Below are 17,396 nucleotides of genomic sequence, written 5' to 3' on the forward strand. Positions count from 1 at the left end.
GCAAGGATTGGTAGGCTCGTTTCATCGCGTCTTCCCCACCGGCGAGCGCAAGTGACGTAGTTGGCGAAAGACTTTCATTTCCTTGCTGCGGACAGTTTCGCGGCCGTCCATAGCCGATATGCCGATATCTGCAACCGTGAGCGATCCGCCGCCGGGGAGGGCCGTAGGACTGCTGGTGATCGCCCGCCGCTTCCGATGCGACGCCGGCCTGTGCGGACACCAGATCTTCACTGAGCGTTTCGCCGACGGGATTTGGCGCTATCGGCGCGACGGGCTGCGCGGCTAGACTTTATCGTTCAGCATCTAAGGCCTATTGCTTAGCGGTCGACCGGCAGGGGCTTCGCAGAACGGCTGATGCTGCCAGTAAGCATAAGCAAGGGACACGTTCATGCGTGTTGTCCGGCGCCGCAGCCGTTCGCAGGCCGATTGCTTAGTGTTACCGGCAAACTGGCCGGGCCCCTGCTGGGGCCACGCATGAACGAAATGGCTATGTTCTCGGCGTCCAGACCCCGGAGCGGGGCTGGCAGGTAGACTTTCAATTCGCCCGAAGGCTCACCTAAAGGGATCATGGTCATCAGTTGATCGGACCATCAACTAGTGCCTGCCTCATTTGTTCGGCCCGGTCCTGGGACAGCTTCTCGGCCAAGGTGTGATCCCTTAACAGCGCCGGTCCCTTGCGTTCTCGATCATAAACCATCCAACCGGTGGTCCCCATTCGAACGAGAAACCTGGGCTGTTGTGGAGGTAATTCGAGGCTCAACAGTATTACGACCTGGCACCCGGTGTCCCAAGGCAAGACGGCACACCTGTCAGGAAAACACGACTAGCGCTTTATTCCTGAACAGGGACACTAAAGGCACAAACGCACTGCATAGCCTGTGCCAATGGCCGAGGCATCTTTCGATGCCGCGTTCGTCGTATCCACTGCCACAGAGGGGTATGCAAATCGCTCGTGAAATTGAACACTTTGCCCAATCCAGCCGGGGCCATAGCCTCCGTTTGTATCCCTAAGTCTTGCGGTCGATAGAAGTGGCCGGGTGCCGACCGCATCGGAGGCGGGAAGTCCGAAACGCCTCGACAGTTCGCGTCGGCGAGCCTTGGTCTATGACTAGTCAGGGCATCAAGTGCGCGTAAGACGTGAGGTGGTTCACATACGATGATCGCGACATGACTCAGATGGGGGTAACAGCTTCGGTCTCGCTGAGCCTGATGCCATTATTCAGCAGCGAAGCTGGTCGGGAACAGCCACAGCGTCGGTGGTCGGCATTCTCGTTGTCGTCGCTCTTGCCTTTGCGCTCGTTGGTAATTGGAGTGGTCCCCGGAGACCAATCTGAGCGAATCATCAGCTGGACAGAGATGGCGGTGGCTAGCTTAGCTTAGATCGGCCGCCCAGTGGACCAACAGCTTGCGAGCACAGCAAGAAGTCGCCACTTTCCGTATCAATGTGGTCGACCTCGTCAACCGCCTCGAGACCGAGACCCGCGGCGGACCTCAGGGCCGGCTTGCTGAGCATCTGACCCGGATGGACTTCATCGTCCTGGACGAACTCGGACATCTGCCCTTCGCTCAGTGCGGCGGCCAGCTTTGTTCCGTTCGTCAGCCGCCTCTACGAACCGCCTCCGTCATCGTCACCACCAATCTCGCCTTCGGCGAATGGCCGAGCGTGTTCGGCGATGCCAAGATGACTACCTCGCTGTTCGAGCGGCTGACGCACCACTGCGACATCGTCGAGACCGGCAACGACAGCTGGTGGTTTCAAGAGCCGAGACGACGATCATATCACCCGCGTTCGTCTCGCCTGCGCTATCCGGACCAGCTCCGACGAGACGAGCGCCACCGCCAAACCCCGCCGCCCGAAGGGGTCAAATTTGGACGCCAATGAGGGAGCAAATTTGCAAGCCAACTGACATAGAGATGGGCGAGTTTGTTTGCATCGCGGTTCGGCGCACAGCGCGGCTCCAGCTTTTGCGGTTGTGGAAATCAAAGAGAGCCGCCCTGGTCGCTCCCGGGTATCGCGTTGGTGGCGTCATGCGGCAAGGCGTGGCCGCCGCGGTCGTCAGCACCCTGCAGGTTCGAACTCGCAAGAATAGTAAGCGATGCTGACAATCTTTTTGGTTGAAATCCGCATAAGCGTGAGTGAATAATAATGCTACTTTAAGCGTTATGCACCGATCGGCAGGTGCGATAAACAGACAACAACTACAGATTGCGCCGTTGGGCGGTCGGGATCGTAGACGGGAGGATATCGGTCGCGGGCCAGGGCATTTTCGCAAGTTCAAAGCTTCGGCAAGTGTGGATTGACGAAAGGATTTCGAGATGCAGTCGCGAATCTGGCTCCCAAAGAATTTCCAAAAATGGTGGCGAGGAAGTGACCAGGCCATTTTTCCAGAGGCGCGCCATCTCGAGAAATGTGTAGCTCTGACTCAAAGCCAACATTGATACGGCATGTCCGAATGCGACAGATCTGAAGGTTTGGCCTACAGTCTGGTGGCCAAGATTTGGTGTTCTTATTTGGGTGAATGATATGCTTTTGGCGATCCGTTCCCGTTATTGCAGAGCAGTCCTCATATGCATCCCAATAGCTGTGCCAATCAAAAGTGCTTTTGCTCAGGTCGACGTGCCTGGCGAATATCGACAACTCGTTCCCGGGCTGCTCAGCCGATCAATCTTCAAAGGTGATGCGGGAGGCCGGACTGTCGAGGTGATCGACCTGCTGGTGGGTGCGCGTAAAGCCTCCGAAGAACTTGCCGCGCCCGGTCGTGCAATGCTGGACGTGCAGGCCGGTGACGCGACTCTGATTGTTGACGGCAAGTCCCAGCAGGTGCGTCCCGGCGCCGTCATTGCGCTCGATAGCGACCAGCGGATTGCAGTCGACAATACTGGCGGGGAGCGCCCCTTTGTCGCGCGACTGATTGTGCTTTCGCCAGCACGGCAGTGAGAGCGCTGTTTTTGGAAAGGGAGGGGCGCATGCAGGTTCGTTTGGCCATTTCCATCATTGTGAGCGCCATGATAGTGGGCTGTCCTGTCGTGAGTGCACAGCCAGCGCCCGAGCGAGACCCACATCTGCAACCGGGTGGCGGAAGATTTCAAAACAATCCGGAGGTGGTCTCGCCGATTCTGCTCACAAGACCGATCTACGAATGCGCCCAGACAGTAGTCGTGAACGGTTACGTTCCGGACGCGCAGATCGAGATCTACCTTGCTGGCCAACCAAATCCCATTGGTTCGGCCACTGCGTCCGAAATCGCCAATCAGCCGATCAAAGTAGCGACGCCATTTGAAATCGGGCAAGTCATCACTGCTGTCCAGGTTGTGGGTGGAGTCAAAAGCAAGCCTTCGAATGCGGTGACGGTCTCGTCCTACAAAGAGGACTATCCAGCAGGCCTGCCGCAGCCGCGGTTGAATCCGGCGCCTTGTTACGATTGCGGACGTGCTGTCGGCATTGCCGACGTAATCCCTGGGGCATGGTGGAAAGTATTTGCCGAGGATCCGCTGGCAGGCGGTGGTTTCGGTCCGAAAACCGAGATAGGTGGTAACGCGGATTTTGCGTATACGTTCGTGAGTCCCGCGTTTCGCAAGGGGCAACGCATCACCGCGCAGTCGGGAATTTGCCGTGATGTCAGTCCGGTGTCGCGCGCCGAGATTGTGCAGGCGCAGCCGTCCTCACTACCGGGTCCGGTAGTTGACACGGTGTATGAAGGTGCCCCCGTTGCTGTGGTGCGCGGGCCGGCATCGAGTGCGCTGCTCAATGGCGCCGATATCAAGGTGTTCACTGACAACATGATACCGAACCCCAACCAGGTCGGGGGACAGCCCACTCCTGGCGGTGCGCAGCAGATTGGACTGAACCCTCGCGGGAAGGGGAGCGGCAACTACTGGGCAACCCAGGCACTGTGTACTGCCAGTGCACCGGGACCGAAGACGCCGGCGAAGCCCTGCAGCCAGCTGCCGGCCGCAAAGATTCGTCAGCCGCTACCGGGTGACACGATCATCGAGGTAGTGGAGTTCGTCCCCGGATCAAGGATCAGCATTTACGCAGAGGCCGAAGAAATCGGGGATGGAGGTGGTGCCCAGGTCGCTCTGACGCGCGCGATAAAGGAAGGCGAGAAGATATCAGTAGTGCAGTCGATGGGACGTTGTGTGGCGGATCTCGTGTACGTCGCCAACGCTGGCTGTGGAGACCGTGATCCGAAAGTCTGTTCGCGGGAGTGGCCTGCTTTCCGGCACAGTGGACTGCGGGATGCGCAGCAGCCGTTCGACTCTCCGCTGGCGGACCCGCAACAGGTCAAGACGCTTAAGGTAAAGTGGACGTTCCGGCCACCGGATGATCCACGCGGTTTCCGCGCATCTGCCATCGTCCATCAGGGGCGTGTTTTCATCGGAAACGGCAATGGGAGGCTCTACGCTATCGATGCGGCCAGCGGCAATCTGCTCTGGCAATATCCAAAGGCGGGCGATCCTGCGCTGCGCTCGCAATATGAGACGGTCTCCGCACATAACCCTTCTTCCGAAGGACTGCCGGCGAGCGCGTCAATCGGCACGGTCAGGGAGAGAGATGCAGTTATCTTTGGGGGGCCTGACCAATCTGTCGGACGCAGGTTGGGCAGCGGTCGGCTTTTTGCTCTCGATCCAGCGAGTGGTGGGGAGATCTGGAAGTCTCCAGAGATCGCGGCTCTCAATGGGCTCACACCAGGGGACGGGCGAGAACTACACGAGAATATCGGTTACTCCTCGCCACTCGTAATCGGAAATCGTGTGTATGTGGGGATCGCAAACCATGCAGATAGCCCGATCCAGAACGGGCGTGTCGCGTCGGTCGACATCAATTCCGGCAACATCGTTGCTTCCTTCGATTTCAAAGCTACGAGCACGCGTGGCGGCGGGATCTGGTCCTCACTGGCGGGGGGACTGTTGGGCAATGCAATCTACGCGACAACCGGTAATGCGCGGCTCTGGAACGGCGGAAGTCAACCGCAGCCAAGTGTCGATCACTCGCTAAGTCTGCTAAGACTGAATGCCGCAACCGGCTCACTCGACTGGAAGCTCAAGCCGGTGCCATTCAACATGGACGATGATCCCGATTGGGCGTCAGGTCCTACTCTGCTGGACGCACGTTGCGGAGCTACGGTTGCTTCGACACAGAAGGATGGCTGGAGCTATGCTGCGCGTGCGGGTGCTGGTGCGGGGGGGAATCCGGTGGTGCGCTGGCAATTTCCTCCAACGGGCATCCCGTTTACAAGCGGAACCCACGGAGATACGCGCTATCTGATTCCCGGCGCTGCCTGGCGCGACACGTTCATCACGACCACCGGTGGCTATACCGTGGAAGCCGGGCAGGTACCGCCCGGGTTCACCCGGTTGCATGCGCTCGACGTCTGCGCAGCTTCTTCAGGTCCAGTGCGGTGGGTAGCAGACATTCCGGGCACGAGGAAAAATACGGCCTACCAGCTTGGGCCGCCGACGGTTACGCGGGGCATCGTGTTCCTGGGCACTGCCCAAGGGCACCTAGTTGTGCTCGCAGATCCGTCGGTCTGGCCACCAGCCGGGTCGATATGCGATAATCCGGAGGTCTTACAGGCGGACTGCGTGCCGAACGGTTTCGGACTCGTTCCACGTCCGCAAATCCTGGCGGACATCGATCTTGACCCCAGTAACAGTAGTGACCGCATTTTCACCGAGCCCGTTCTGGCCGATGGCCGCGTGTTCGTTGCGACAACTGCCGGCGTACTCTACATGCTCGAAACGGCCAGATAACCGGAGGAAATCGATGAGCAGCGTCCCACTTCGCGTCCTCATCGTCATCGCCATACTTTCGTTGTCTCGTGAGCCCGTTTGGGCACAAACTGCCGCAAATACGGCGGGCATTTTCGCTCGCGACCGCTACTCCGGCTTGCTGATCGCTCAACGCGTCGCCGGGAGGAACCGGCCAGCTGCAGTGCCACAAGCGGCTGGTGCTGGTCTGGATGTGCCGGTAGTTCACTATCAGGAAATAAGTCTGCGCCCTGGCACACGCGTGGCCGGCTCAACTGCGGCGCCGCTAGCGGCCGGGGCAGGATCTTCACTCCCGCTCAAAGCCACAGGCGGCTTTCTGATCTATGAGTTGAGGGCAGGAAAGCTCACGACAACCATCAACGGCAATCGGCGGGAACGCGGGTTAGGCGAATTCTGGATCGTGGGGCCCACAGACACGGTTACGCTTGAGACCGAGGATGACTCAGTGGTTCTTCGGACGATCCAGCTCGCAAACTAAAGCGGGATGGGTTTATGCTGAATCGATTTGGGATTCCCAAATCAGCCGGTTTCTGATTCACCATGCTGGCTGGACGGAGGCCAGCATGGATGGGCAAGCCGTACTCTCTTGATCTTCGCAAGCGTGTTGTGGCCGCGATCGAGGGCGGGATGTCCCGCAATCAGGCCGCCAAGCAATTTGGGGTGGCAATCAGCACGGCCATCGGCTGGATGAAGCGGGTTGATGAGACTGGCAGTGTCGAGCCTAGCCAGATCGGCGGCTACAAGCCGAAGGCAATCTCGGGTGAGCACGCGGTCTGGCTGTCGCAGCGGATCAAGGACGGCGATTTCACCATACGCGGTCTCGTTGCTGAGCTCGCCGGGCGCGGCCTGAAAGTCGATTATCACTCGGTATGGGACTTCGTGCATGCCGAGAAGCTCAGCTTCAAAAAAAAGCGTGGCGGCTGGCGAACGCGATCGTCCCGAGGTCGCGCGGCGGCGAGCCCAGTGGGCAAAGTATCAAGATCGCGTCGAAGCTGAACGGCTGGTCTTCATCGACGAGACCTGGACCAGGACCGACATGGCCCCCTTGCGGGGATGGGCGCCGCGCGGGAGCAGACTTCACGCAAAAGTCCCCCACGGCCGCTGGAAGACCATGACCTTCCTGGCGGCCCTGCGCCATGACCGGATCGATGCGCCGTGGTTCATCGAGGGGCCGATCGATGGCGTGAGCTTCCGCACCTATGTCGAGAAGGTTCTCCTGCCCACCCTTCAGCCCGGTGACATCGTCGTCTTGGATAATCTCGGTAGCCACAGGAGCAAAGTGGTTCGCCAGCTCATCCGTTCGGTCGGCGCCAAACTCTTCTTCCTGCCAAAATACTCGCCAGACCTGAACCCGATCGAACAAGTCTTTGCCAAGCTTAAGCACTTGGTCCGCAAAGCTGCCGCGCGAACCGTCGACGCTGTCTGCGCAGCAATCGGCCACGCACTCGATGCCTTCACCTCAGAGGAATGCGCCAACTACCTCAAAAATTCAGGCTATCGAACCTAATGTCATCACGCTTTAATAACCAAACCAACCGCCGCACTCGGCGCTCTACCGATAGTCTCTTCTCTAACGGACGAGGCCGTCCTCGTCCGAGGGCCGGTTTGGCGAGCAAGGCAACCAGAGACAAATCTGTCCGACGTGTGCAGGACGCCGTTCCAAAAGTGAGGAGGCCTGCCTTCTATGCCTTTACGTTAACCTTTCCCCTCATTCCGCCGTGATGGTCACAGTGGTACGGGATTTCTCCGGTCGTTCCAAACGTATGCTCGAACGGCGGGTCACCTTTGACCATGTCGCCGCTGTCGAACTCGCCTTCATCAGCCGTTACGGTATGTGCAACAGTATCCTCACTTGTCCATATGACTTTGTCGCCTTGTTTGATTTCAATTTGCGAAGGTGAAAAAGCGAAATTCTTGATCGTGACGTTATAGCTGGCCATGAGACAGGGTCCTTATCTTGCAATTTTGACGCGTTCCATCATTCCCATATCCTCGTGCCCGAGGATGTGACAATGCATGACAAACTCTCCTTCGTAGTCCATATATCGGGACCTGATGACGATCGGTTTTGGTTGGCCACCGGCTGGCAGGATGATCGTATCCTTCCACAGTTTTGCTCGCTGCATCTTGCCGTCCTGCGCAGGCTCCTCGCGCTCTACTTCGAACGGGTTGACGTGAATATGAAAGGGATGAGGGAAGATCCCATCACCAGCTACGGTCCACTTGGATGCTTGACCTAGCTTGAGCATGCGCGGCGCATGCTCGGGCATAAAGACGCGTTCATTCGACGTAAAATGCAGCTTACAGCCGGGATTTTCGGTCTGGCATATCGGACAATTGCCATCTGGGGTGCAGGAGCGGCGGCTCATGCCATCGAAGCGCACTGACTGCTCCGCGTCAGTCAATTCCTCTTCCCTGATCGGAACGAGCTCGCTCGGGACACGGTTACGCAGCTCTTCGCCGCTTGGCAATGCCATGTCTCTGGCGACGCCCTCAACGAGCACTCGTGCAATGATGCGTTGCGGTTTGTTTCCGATGTCGGCCATGAGATCCCCTGCATTAAAGGCGGCTCTTGACTGCGCGACCCGGATTGCCGTCGTTGCGGCTTGCAACGACAGGGCGGCGGGCAACATGCCGTCTCGCAGGAAATACTCCTTCGAGGTCTCGCCAGGGGCAAGAGGGGCGGCCTTGACCAGAACGTCACTGCGGTAACCGGGACCGAGCAGCAACTCGCGGACACCCTCTTGAGAAGGCTCGGTCGCTGGCCAGTCCACCCGGCGACCTAAGGCCAGTCCATCTGCTGCGATTTCATGGAGCTGATGGCCGTCGAGTGCCAGGGCAATATTGTCCTCGACGCCGGCATGAACAAAGCGCCATCGCTGCACCTCGCCCGGATGAATCCGGATCGTCGGAACGAACACGCCATTTACAGTAATGTTACGCGACCACTGCCGGTCCGGAATTGCTTTGTCGAAGTCCTCAAGCTTTCCGTCAGGTCCAAACCTTATCTGCTGAAGAACGAAGACTTTTTGTTCGGCGTCCTTGATTTCAGGTACAGCATCCAGCCCGCCATTTGCATCCTGACCACCCTCGATAATGAGAGCTCCTGCCATCCCACTGGAAACCTGCACGCCAGTGCTGCCATGAAAGTGAGCGTGATACCAGAAGGTACCTGTCGGGTGCTTGTCGGGGATGTGAATCCGATACAGCTGCCTAGCCTTGGGGTCACCCGGATACTTCTCCGGCCGTATCTCCAGGAAAACGTTATCGCTGTTGCCGGACGGGGAGGTGTGCAGCCCATGTGTGTGAAGATTCGTGATATTGAAGCTGAAATCGCCGTCGTGGTCAGTCGGATGTGGATCCTGCGGGTGATGGTGCGTCACATCTGCTGGCAGTTTGTTCGTCAAGCGGATGAAGAGCGTATCACCCGGTCTTGCGCGAATGGTGGAGCCAACGAGATCGCCATTATAGGAGCGAAGCTCAACTTCGCACCCTGCGATTTTCTTCCCCTTCGAGTATTGCACAACGAGCTCGTAGGGGGCGCTTTCGTTCGTCGGTCGGACGACAGCAGGTTCATGAAAATCGGCAAAGCCAAAGCTCCTGATGAGCTCCTTGATCCAAGCCTCACGCTGCTGCGGGTTGCGCGGGTAGGGGGCACACGGGTCCGTGACAGGTACCTGTGCGCGAGCCAGCCCGGCACTCGCAATTAGCACCAGGAGGATAGCAATACAGGGGGCTGAAACACTGTATCGAGACAGCATCATTGCTCCGTGCATCTCGTCGTATCCACAACTAGAGCTATTCTACCGCTGCTTGCTAGACAGGCAAGGAAAATGTCAGTTGACGCAGGGGTCATCAGAAAGACCGCTCGGCGAGGAATTACGGGCCATTCTCCTGCGGAGACTAACGTGAAGACGTAGGCATTCATCACGCTCCAATAGTAGAGACGTTGGAGCGCGCATGTGCGCGCATGGCGCGAGCTGTGGGGGCACCCGGGCTCAGGAGAATGTTAGTCAGCGGTCCCGAGCCTGAAAGCTATTTTATCGACCGCACCTGCAGCCGCATTGCGGCGCAGGTTCAGCAATTGCTGCTGCGCGTCACGGACAAAGTAAAAATCGAGTGAGCGCCCATCTACAACGCCCACAACCTCGCGAAGTACCAGAGCTACCTTAGACGGGCTCGTAGCGTCGGGAGTGTCCGTCGGCGTCTACTCTTGAGGGTGATGGGTGAGCCAAACGTCATTGGGCCCTTGCAGGTGGGCGGTGTAGCGCTCGCCGCGAATGTCGTATTGCTTTACCGGCTGCGTCGCGTCCGGCAAGAGGCCCCAGCGACCGAGCTTCGAGAGCATCGTCTGCGAGGCGCGTTGGTTGCCATGCGAAAAGTCCTCCGGAACGGCGAATGATGCAGCATAAACGTCGCGGACCGCGGGGGAGGTCGTCTCAGCCCTGGCGGACGCCCGAGCGGCTTGCTCCATCGTTCGTCCAAGCAGCGCTGGCGGGACCCCATCCGACGGTCCCGCACTGGGCTGTGGAACGTTTTCCGGTAGAGATCCGAGACGGCTCGCAGCGCCTAGAAGATTTAGCGGGGTGCCTCGCCTCATCGCTGCCGCGGGAACGAACAGCGCCGTGTAGCGGTCATTGTGAACTATGAAAGGTCGACCGTCCTGGCCCGGCGGGACGCTGCTACCGTCAAGCGTAGCTGACGCGTGCTGGTGGCCGTGTCCCGAGTTAGAAGGACGAACGGCCTCTCCTAAATCCAGGTGTTGGTGAGGGGGCGCGGTCGGCTCGCGAGACGACGATGGGCCGGCGTCTCCTACCATCGCCCACAGCAGATCCTGATCGTAACCTTCCGCAGGAAGGACCAATGGCGAAGCGACCGCTGGCCTGAAAGTCGACGGTGCGCCGGCGTGTTCCATCAGCACGCGAGGGACTGGATCGCCGGACTCGCTCAGCTGGCGCCCAATGGCATCCGCTTCCGGCTGTCTTAGCGTCCTCTGCCTCTTCGCAGGCCTCAACTGCCCGATGTAATCCTCACCCATGAGGACCTCGTGGCTTGAAAGCGGATCGCTCCCGGTCAGTTCGTTTGGAGCCGGGTGGTAGCCGTGGCTTCGGTTGAAGTGACGAACGGCTTCTCCTGGATCCGGTGCCTGGTGATTGCGCGCGGTTGGCACCAGAGACGATACTAGGCTGGCTTCGCCCATCATCACTCGCGGCGGATCCGGAACGTAACCGTCCGCTGTTAGCTCCTTCGGCAAACTCAATGCTTCCCACAGCCCGCTGTGCTGCGCAGCGGCGTCCCCGACGCGTCCGGTAAGTGCGTCTTCGGGACCGCGGGCGCTAGGGTGCCCAAGTTCCAACGCCTCGATGAGTCTACGGTCTTCGTCAGACAGATGAGGATGGTCGTGATCTGGAGAAACAGGGACCCCTACGACGGCATTGGTATCAAGCTGCGGCACCTCATCCAAGTAGGGCTCAAACTCAGCTTGCTGCTGTTGCGGTTCTCGCACCGCGGCGTTGTAAGCAGCGAAATCCCGCCCAAATGGGTTGATGCTGGTAAATGGGTCCATGTCCCCTCCCAGTTTGAGTCGGTTCACAATCCTGAGCGGATAGTGTCGCTCTCTGGTTCTTCCTCTACTAGGATCAGCTGTCGACAAGCTGACGCGCTCAGAGACTTAAATGAGCCAAATTGGCCAGGGCCAATTGTCACCCTCAGCCGAGGAGGCGCCATCGCACTTTCCGCAAATACTGGCTGGCAAGTCGCGGCCGGCACGAACAGATTCTGTTGTGGCGAGTAGCATCATGGGGCCTACAAATCGGCCTGGGCGGTGTTCTGGACGATCCGGTCCGGATGGTGCCCGAACCAAGGCGCACCTCTTCGTTGAAGGCGTGCATTGCCGAGAAGGTCTTGACTCGGGCCGCAGAGGTGAATCGGATCCAGCCATCTTGGCCTGTCGCGGTGCGGTCAGTGCAGGAATCCTTGCGGCTGCGACCAAGGCGCGCCGACGCCATCGATGGGAACGCCCGGCACATGAGAGGGAGCACCGACCTTCGCCATGGGCGTGTCGCCGGGAGGGATTGAACTATTGGACTCGCAAGGCATCGTGCATCGAAAACCTTGATGCTGGTGATGGTTGGTTCGTCGCACAGCGGGGAAACCAACGCCTGGGACCATCTTAATAGGTGAAGCATGTAGAAAGAGGGATCTGTCTTGTGCAGAAGCTCCTCCACTTTGCCGTGGCCACCGACCGGTGGACTGCGCCCGAGAACGCGGAGCTCTGGGGTGCATAGTTTCGTCGGCTTGCTGAAAGCTGGATCTCCTACATTGCTGCGAGCAAGAGAGAATTTTGATGCAGGCAAGTGAAGCAATTGGAAGGACCGTTTGCCGCTCCGCTCGCAGCTCAGTAAGAGGCCGCGCCTGAGCCGCAGGCGCCGCGACCTGCCCGACGGCGAGCGCGACTGGAGAGGAGACAACCCCTTCTCGCTCACGCCGCTCTTAGAATGGTATTGCAGGCGACCGAGCTATCCGGTTGGCTAGGCTAGGCGGGTACCCGCCCGTTACACTCGCTCCTGCTGGAAGTAGTTGGGGCAAAAGCGCTGGAGCAGATGCTCGGCAGACTTCGATGTGCCGATTGTGGCGCAGAATTCTTCGCTTCCTTTACGCCTCTGCCGCGATACTTTCCTAACTGTGGCTTCGTTGCGTAGGAAACTTCATCCGGAATTGCCCCGCGTTGCGTCACCTGAAAATGTTTACCGGACAACTTCGCTGCCGCGCCTGTGGCGGAGCTGCCGGATCACTTTGGGAGCGGGTATGCAGAAGATCAGCATGCGCGCAAAGCGCGAGATCACATCAGCGATGGCCAAGTGTTATCGGGCCGCCGGGCGGCTCGAGTAGGGACGGATCCTGGACGAGCTTTGCGCCGTCACGGAGTGCCATCGCAAGCACGCGATCCTAGCACTGTCACGGGACCGGCACTGGGGATCGGCCGTGCCGCGGCGGCGAGGCCGCACTTACGGTGCTTCCATTCGGGTTGCACTGATTGTGCTATAGAACGCCTCTGAGCGGGCTTGCAGTAAGCGGCTCGGCACAACGATCGCCTCTTGCTCACGGCACTTGAACGGCAGGGCAGATTGGAAGCTTTCGCTCGATGAGCGGTCGCTGGTTTTATTGAAGGTGAGCGCGCAACGATCAGCCAACTGCTGGGCGACGTAAAACCGCAGCAGCCGGAGGACGCTGGCTGTGGGCGGGCTTTTCCCTGCCATAAGGCAGATCCCGGTGCGCACATTCAACGACCCGGGACCACCTCCGCCGGGGTACTGCGAGGCGGATCTTGTTGCGCACGGCGGCACGTCCGTGCTCAGCCGCCTGAATCGCGCGGCTGCTGGTGAGCCTGCGCGAGTACGGCCGAGAAATTTGTCATCTTCTCCGGCGCTCCAACTCGTGAAGGAACGCGGCCGCGTCACGGATGCCATCGTCAGGTGCATCAACTTTGACATAAGGGTGCGCGCCTCGCGTGGTGTTGTTCTCGCAACTGGCAGCTTTGCGCGCAACGCGCTGTTGGAGCGGACCTCAGTGGTGCACACTAGCATCACGTTACCCCCCCGATGTAACGGTAACGGCGTTGAGCTTGCAAGCACGCTCGGCTGCCATCGACAAAGATGCCGCATCCGCCTTCTGAATCTCAGTTTCAATCCTGAAACGCGGCAGCGGCACAAATCGTGCCACACACGACTTTCCGCTCGAAAGCTACGTCATGTTCTCGGCGGACGCCATACTTGCCGGCGCGGGTCGCGTCATGCCCAGCCTGGAATTCGAAGGCAATAAGCTGTTCTTCGAGCAGGCGCTCGATCGCGCCGCGCTGATCGTGCGCGGCCGCAACTCCCACGAGCAGCAGCCAAATTCGCCGACCCCCTGACAACTTCCATACAGCAGCCTCAAGCAGCGCAAGAAGTCGACGGGTAGGTCATCGCCCGCACAACGAACGGAACTACTAGAAGGGGGGGTAGCCCGCGAGTTGAAAGCAGTGCGGGCGCGGCTCGGTGCCGGGCTAGCCAGGAAGATTGCCAGGTATCCGGCCGCACCCGCACTTGCCGTTTGAGTTTAGCGAAGCGTGGCTGAGCGCTGGCTGTTCTGGAACCCACAGCACTGGCCTTGCCACCCGCGTTAAGCCCAACGATTATGTATCAGGGCTAGCTTACTGAAATCTGACGATACCTGCGCGGCTATTTACAAAACGAAAAGCGGCCCGTGTGGGGCGGTCCCAGCCTAGCCGCCGACGACGACAGTGCGCTCAATCTGTTCTGGGCAATCTCGCAGCCAGGCAAAGACGGCGTTTAGACTGTAAGGCGTTACGACTTCACGGTCACCGGGGTTGATGCGAAGACCTTCGATAAGATCGAAGCACCCAGCGGCTGTCCTGACCATGCGATCGCGGATCTCGTACCATTTCGCGCGTTGTCGGGTTGATGTCATCAAACGCACGCGTCGCAAAGCAAAACGCTTCGGCGAGTTGATGCGCTGTCCGTTGCCGTTTCGCTACGCGCAAATACATACGAGGCTTAGCCTTTACTGGCGTGACTTCTCGTTTGAACATGTATCCTTCTCCCTGGTCGGCTCACCATCACACACTGCACAGTCGCGTCGATTTTGTCAGTGTGAGAATCGCTCCAAGTTATTGATGATTCAGTCCCTACACGTCTCACATCTGAATGACGTTACGACCCTCAGCCGGTAGGGCGTAAACCCGAGCTCAGTGATAAGCTGACATTGTTCGAAAGTAGCGCGGATGCGACTCGGCGTCCCTTCATCGACCGGGGGATCTGGGATAAAAGCGCTGTCTCTGCCGCATCCGCACTTCCGGGGAAGTTAGCGGTGACGTAAGCCCTACCTCTGGAGCAAGGAAAAGAACGGTGCCTCTCACGCGCCGCTAACTTCTGTGTCTCCCTGGCATGATCCAAGACTAACCACATCCGGCCTTCCCATGAGGTTCGGTCACGGGCACAGTGGGTTTTAGCGAGGAAGCGGTCTTGAGTGGCCTACCCGAACTGGTAGGCAAGACTGAGCGACTTAACCCGCTCAGCCTGTCAGTCTCGCAGAATGATCAGAGCGGCGCGAATGGCGCGCTGATCTCTGCTTCACTTGCCGCAAGCGAGGACGCCCAAGCGTCGCTGAAGCATCGGCTCACCGGTCGAACCGCTCACGGCTGCGAACGAGCGCAACTCGTTCGAGAATGATTCATGCGCAATCATGACCTTGTCTCGGGTAGTCTACTGGCACTGACTGCGGCCGGCTTCGCGTTTATGCTCAAGTCTGCTGGCCTTTGTCTTGATCTAGGGACTGCAGCGGTTCACACGATCAGGAATTGGCACGGGTCACGGAGGCGCTTTCAGCAGATGTCCTGCGGGCTAGCGGCCGCTCGCTTGCCCTTATGCGCTTTGCACAATCAGTTGCATTGAAGGCCTCGAACACCCATCATTCCCGAGGAAAGACATGGGATCCTCAGGCGGGAGAGGCTGAGGGTCGAAAGTCAGGCTTATCTCGACGGCGTTCGCGAGGAACTCGAAGCTCGCGGCGAGCTTGTCCTATTGCTTAACATACAAGGCCTGTTGACTGTACTTGGTCCCGTCAGTTTCTTCCCGCCACTTGCGCTGGGGGCGCACCGACGAGCTCCTCGTAGAGGCCAGGATCGGTCGCGCCCTCGGTATTGACTAGAAATACCCGCGCATCTTGTCCAAGGCCAATCCTGCTACGCAATGTGCAGTCCGAAGCAATCCTCAGTAACCCTGCAAGACCAACACCACCACTTTCTCCTGCAACAATGGCCGGGTCTCCATTTCCGGGGTTTGCAAGGCAATTCATGACGCTGATTGCGTCCTCCTCGTCGACAATGATGAAGGTGTCCGCTACACGTGACAGGATGCGCCAAGCGACGAGTGAAGGTTCATAGCATTCGAGCATTGCCATCACCGTCGGGCGGCCATGCAGGACCTTGACAGGCCGTCCAGCCCTAGCGCTCTCGAAGAGGCACGCTGCGCGCGAGGGATCAACAACCGTAAAGAACGGGCGGTTGTTACCGAATAGAACCGAAAGATGTCCCGCTACTGCTGCGGCGAGTCCACCAACCCCGGCCTGGACGAAGACGTGGGTCGGGATTTTGGCGAGCTGGCGCAGTGCTTCACTCAAGAGTGCGGTATATCCCTGCATCACAAATCCCGCGATACGCTCATAACCCGGCCAGGACGTATCAGAGACCGTGATCCAACCCTTTTCTGCGGCAACTCGGGATGCTTCGGCGACCGAGTCGTCATAGTTGCCGTTGACCCGGATCATCTGCGCACCAAAACGGGCGATTGCGTCAATACGTTCGTCGCTGACGCCTGAGTGGACGAATATGGCACATTTGGCGCCAACGAGTCGGGCACCCTGCGCGACTGACCTGCCATGATTTCCATCCGTGGCGCAGGATACCGTCATCTCCCGAGCCACGGGCATCACGTCAGGTGTCTGAAGCTCCGAGACGTCAACAGCTCGGCCGAGCCGCCGACTCGCTTCCTCCAAGACCAGCCGGATCACGGCATGAATCCGAATTCCGGAACCCAAAATTCCGAAGCCATCGAGAGCGCGCATGATCCGAGCTCCGAGCAGCGGCACGGGCCCAGCCCCAGCGTACGGTTGACTGCCGCTTGCCTTTCCAGGGTATCGCGCAAATTCTTCACCCGGTCTTCTGCAGCGGCACGTTTCGCTTCGAAGTCCGCCTTCATCTTTTCAGTTTCGGGGGAACGAGCGCCCAGCGAGGCCTGTGGCTCCGGACCCGCGGGTTTGGGCCGCCCATAAACTATGGCTGTCCCGTCGCCCGGACAGGGAGGCGCTAAAACGCCAACGAGATGCAGCGCAGGCTGAAGCCGTAGGCGCTCTGGTGGCGAACTATCTCACTCACCTCCCGTTCGACGGACAGCAATTGAGGATGCTTCCGAAAGAGGTGGTGGACAGCGCGGCGCCTCTGTTCGCCAAGAAAGATAGCCCTGCGCGAGCATAGCAGCCAGGTCGGCAGAAACAGCACCGGCATATTCGGCGCCGATCATCAGCAGCACCATGATGATGATTAGCAGGCTCGTGCTCGTGGCATGCCGATGCCGGCACTTTTGAACAAGACCTGCGATATCCGACGCCCATCCTTCGCACGCTGCAGAGCCTGGCACGGGCTGACTGAACGGCGGGACAGTCCTTCGCGCAGGAACGTGAGCGGGTGGGCGCGCAACCAACCGCCGATCGCATCGATCGCTGTGGGTTCGGCCGAAAGCCATCCGCCCTAGCTCGGACGCTCTAGGCTAACGCCAGCTTGGCGGAACAGGCCACCCCGACGCTTTCCGGCCCAAGTAGGAACAGTTGAAAAGAAGCAAGGTTCATACTGGAGGAGGTGGAAAAGCCCACCGAAGAGCAGCTCGCCGAACCCAAACGATTGAGCGCGCTCGCATGAACGAATGACTGGTCCAGGTGGTCCAATCGAAGGATGAGGCAGAGACACGAATCCGCGACCTTAAGGACAAAACGAAAACGGAATGGTGCTGCTGCCATCGGACGAGTGAGTCTCGAGGTCTGTAAAGTCATGCCCCTCTACCGTTTCCATT

At 59.1% G+C, this 17,396-nt stretch carries 10 protein-coding genes and 2 pseudogenes; 8 read left to right on the top strand and 4 right to left on the bottom strand.

What is annotated here, in order from left to right; translation table 11 throughout:
• Positions 1-1,441: 1,441 nt before the first annotated feature.
• The 5 genes and pseudogenes from XI03_RS10600 to XI03_RS10620 all read left to right on the top strand — a co-directional run.
• A pseudogene (locus XI03_RS10600) lies at positions 1,442-1,759 on the top strand (ATP-binding protein); the annotation flags it as partial.
• A gap of 765 nt (positions 1,760-2,524) precedes the next feature.
• Positions 2,525-2,938 (top strand): hypothetical protein, encoded by a 414-nt coding sequence (locus tag XI03_RS10605; RefSeq protein WP_271592110.1) that lies wholly within the window; start codon positions 2,525-2,527, stop codon positions 2,936-2,938.
• 29 nt (positions 2,939-2,967) lie between these two features.
• The gene (locus XI03_RS10610) at positions 2,968-5,754 is read left to right on the top strand and encodes an outer membrane protein assembly factor BamB family protein (protein ID WP_271592111.1); all 2,787 of its coding nucleotides are present in this window, start codon (positions 2,968-2,970) and stop codon (positions 5,752-5,754) included.
• Between the two features lie 13 nt (positions 5,755-5,767).
• Positions 5,768-6,250 carry a hypothetical protein gene (locus XI03_RS10615; protein ID WP_271592112.1) on the top strand — a complete coding sequence of 161 codons (483 nt, stop codon included), beginning with the start codon at positions 5,768-5,770 and terminating at the stop codon, positions 6,248-6,250.
• Between the two features lie 89 nt (positions 6,251-6,339).
• A protein-coding gene (locus XI03_RS10620; protein WP_409241862.1) for an IS630 family transposase occupies positions 6,340-7,279 on the top strand; the annotation gives its coding sequence in 2 pieces (ribosomal slippage) (positions 6,340-6,675 and positions 6,677-7,279; 939 coding nt in all).
• A gap of 175 nt (positions 7,280-7,454) precedes the next feature.
• Here the strand turns inward: XI03_RS10620 and XI03_RS10625 are convergent.
• The 3 genes from XI03_RS10625 to XI03_RS10635 form a co-directional block, all read right to left on the bottom strand.
• Entirely contained in the window at positions 7,455-7,712 is a 258-nt protein-coding gene (locus XI03_RS10625) for a plastocyanin/azurin family copper-binding protein (protein WP_271592113.1), read from the bottom strand.
• A gap of 12 nt (positions 7,713-7,724) precedes the next feature.
• Positions 7,725-9,548: a multicopper oxidase family protein gene (locus tag XI03_RS10630; protein ID WP_271592114.1), complete on the bottom strand. Its 1,824-nt coding sequence runs from the start codon at positions 9,546-9,548 to the stop codon at positions 7,725-7,727.
• A 3,231-nt stretch (positions 9,549-12,779) separates the two neighbouring features.
• Positions 12,780-13,031, bottom strand: coding sequence for a hypothetical protein (locus XI03_RS10635; RefSeq protein ID WP_271592115.1), 252 nt, complete (start codon positions 13,029-13,031; stop codon positions 12,780-12,782).
• Between the two features lie 178 nt (positions 13,032-13,209).
• Between XI03_RS10635 and XI03_RS40505 the strand changes: the two genes are divergently transcribed.
• On the top strand, positions 13,210-13,593 hold the full coding sequence (locus XI03_RS40505) for an FAD-binding protein (protein WP_442869709.1): 384 nt from the start codon (positions 13,210-13,212) through the stop codon (positions 13,591-13,593).
• A pseudogene (locus XI03_RS10640) lies at positions 13,523-13,675 on the top strand (dihydrofolate reductase); the annotation flags it as partial. The gene XI03_RS40505 and the pseudogene XI03_RS10640, both read left to right, overlap by 71 nt.
• Positions 13,676-15,393: 1,718 nt before the next feature.
• Here XI03_RS10640 and XI03_RS10645 read toward each other — a convergent pair.
• Complete coding sequence (locus XI03_RS10645; RefSeq protein ID WP_271592116.1) at positions 15,394-16,395, bottom strand: diaminopropionate ammonia-lyase; 1,002 nt, start codon at positions 16,393-16,395, stop codon at positions 15,394-15,396.
• Positions 16,396-16,567: 172 nt separating this feature from the next.
• Between XI03_RS10645 and XI03_RS10650 the strand changes: the two genes are divergently transcribed.
• A complete protein-coding gene (locus tag XI03_RS10650; RefSeq protein WP_271592117.1) occupies positions 16,568-16,804 on the top strand; it encodes a GSU2403 family nucleotidyltransferase fold protein in 237 nt (78 codons plus the stop codon).
• Positions 16,805-17,396: the final 592 nt, after the last annotated feature.

Origin of the sequence: Bradyrhizobium sp. CCBAU 65884 (assembly GCF_028128835.1) — a bacterium.
GTDB lineage: Bacteria > Pseudomonadota > Alphaproteobacteria > Rhizobiales > Xanthobacteraceae > Bradyrhizobium > Bradyrhizobium ottawaense.

Excerpts from the sequence above, each read along its gene's own strand:
- XI03_RS10645 (WP_271592116.1), bottom strand. The coding sequence starts at position 16,395 with ATGCGCGCTCTCGATGGCTTCGGAATTTTGGGTTCCGGAATTCGGATT.
- XI03_RS10615 (WP_271592112.1), top strand. The coding sequence starts at position 5,768 with ATGAGCAGCGTCCCACTTCGCGTCCTCATCGTCATCGCCATACTTTCG.
- XI03_RS10625 (WP_271592113.1), bottom strand. The coding sequence starts at position 7,712 with ATGGCCAGCTATAACGTCACGATCAAGAATTTCGCTTTTTCACCTTCG.
- XI03_RS10605 (WP_271592110.1), top strand. The coding sequence starts at position 2,525 with ATGCTTTTGGCGATCCGTTCCCGTTATTGCAGAGCAGTCCTCATATGC.
- XI03_RS10635 (WP_271592115.1), bottom strand. The coding sequence starts at position 13,031 with ATGGCAGGGAAAAGCCCGCCCACAGCCAGCGTCCTCCGGCTGCTGCGG.
- XI03_RS10630 (WP_271592114.1), bottom strand. The coding sequence starts at position 9,548 with ATGCACGGAGCAATGATGCTGTCTCGATACAGTGTTTCAGCCCCCTGT.
- XI03_RS10610 (WP_271592111.1), top strand. The coding sequence starts at position 2,968 with ATGCAGGTTCGTTTGGCCATTTCCATCATTGTGAGCGCCATGATAGTG.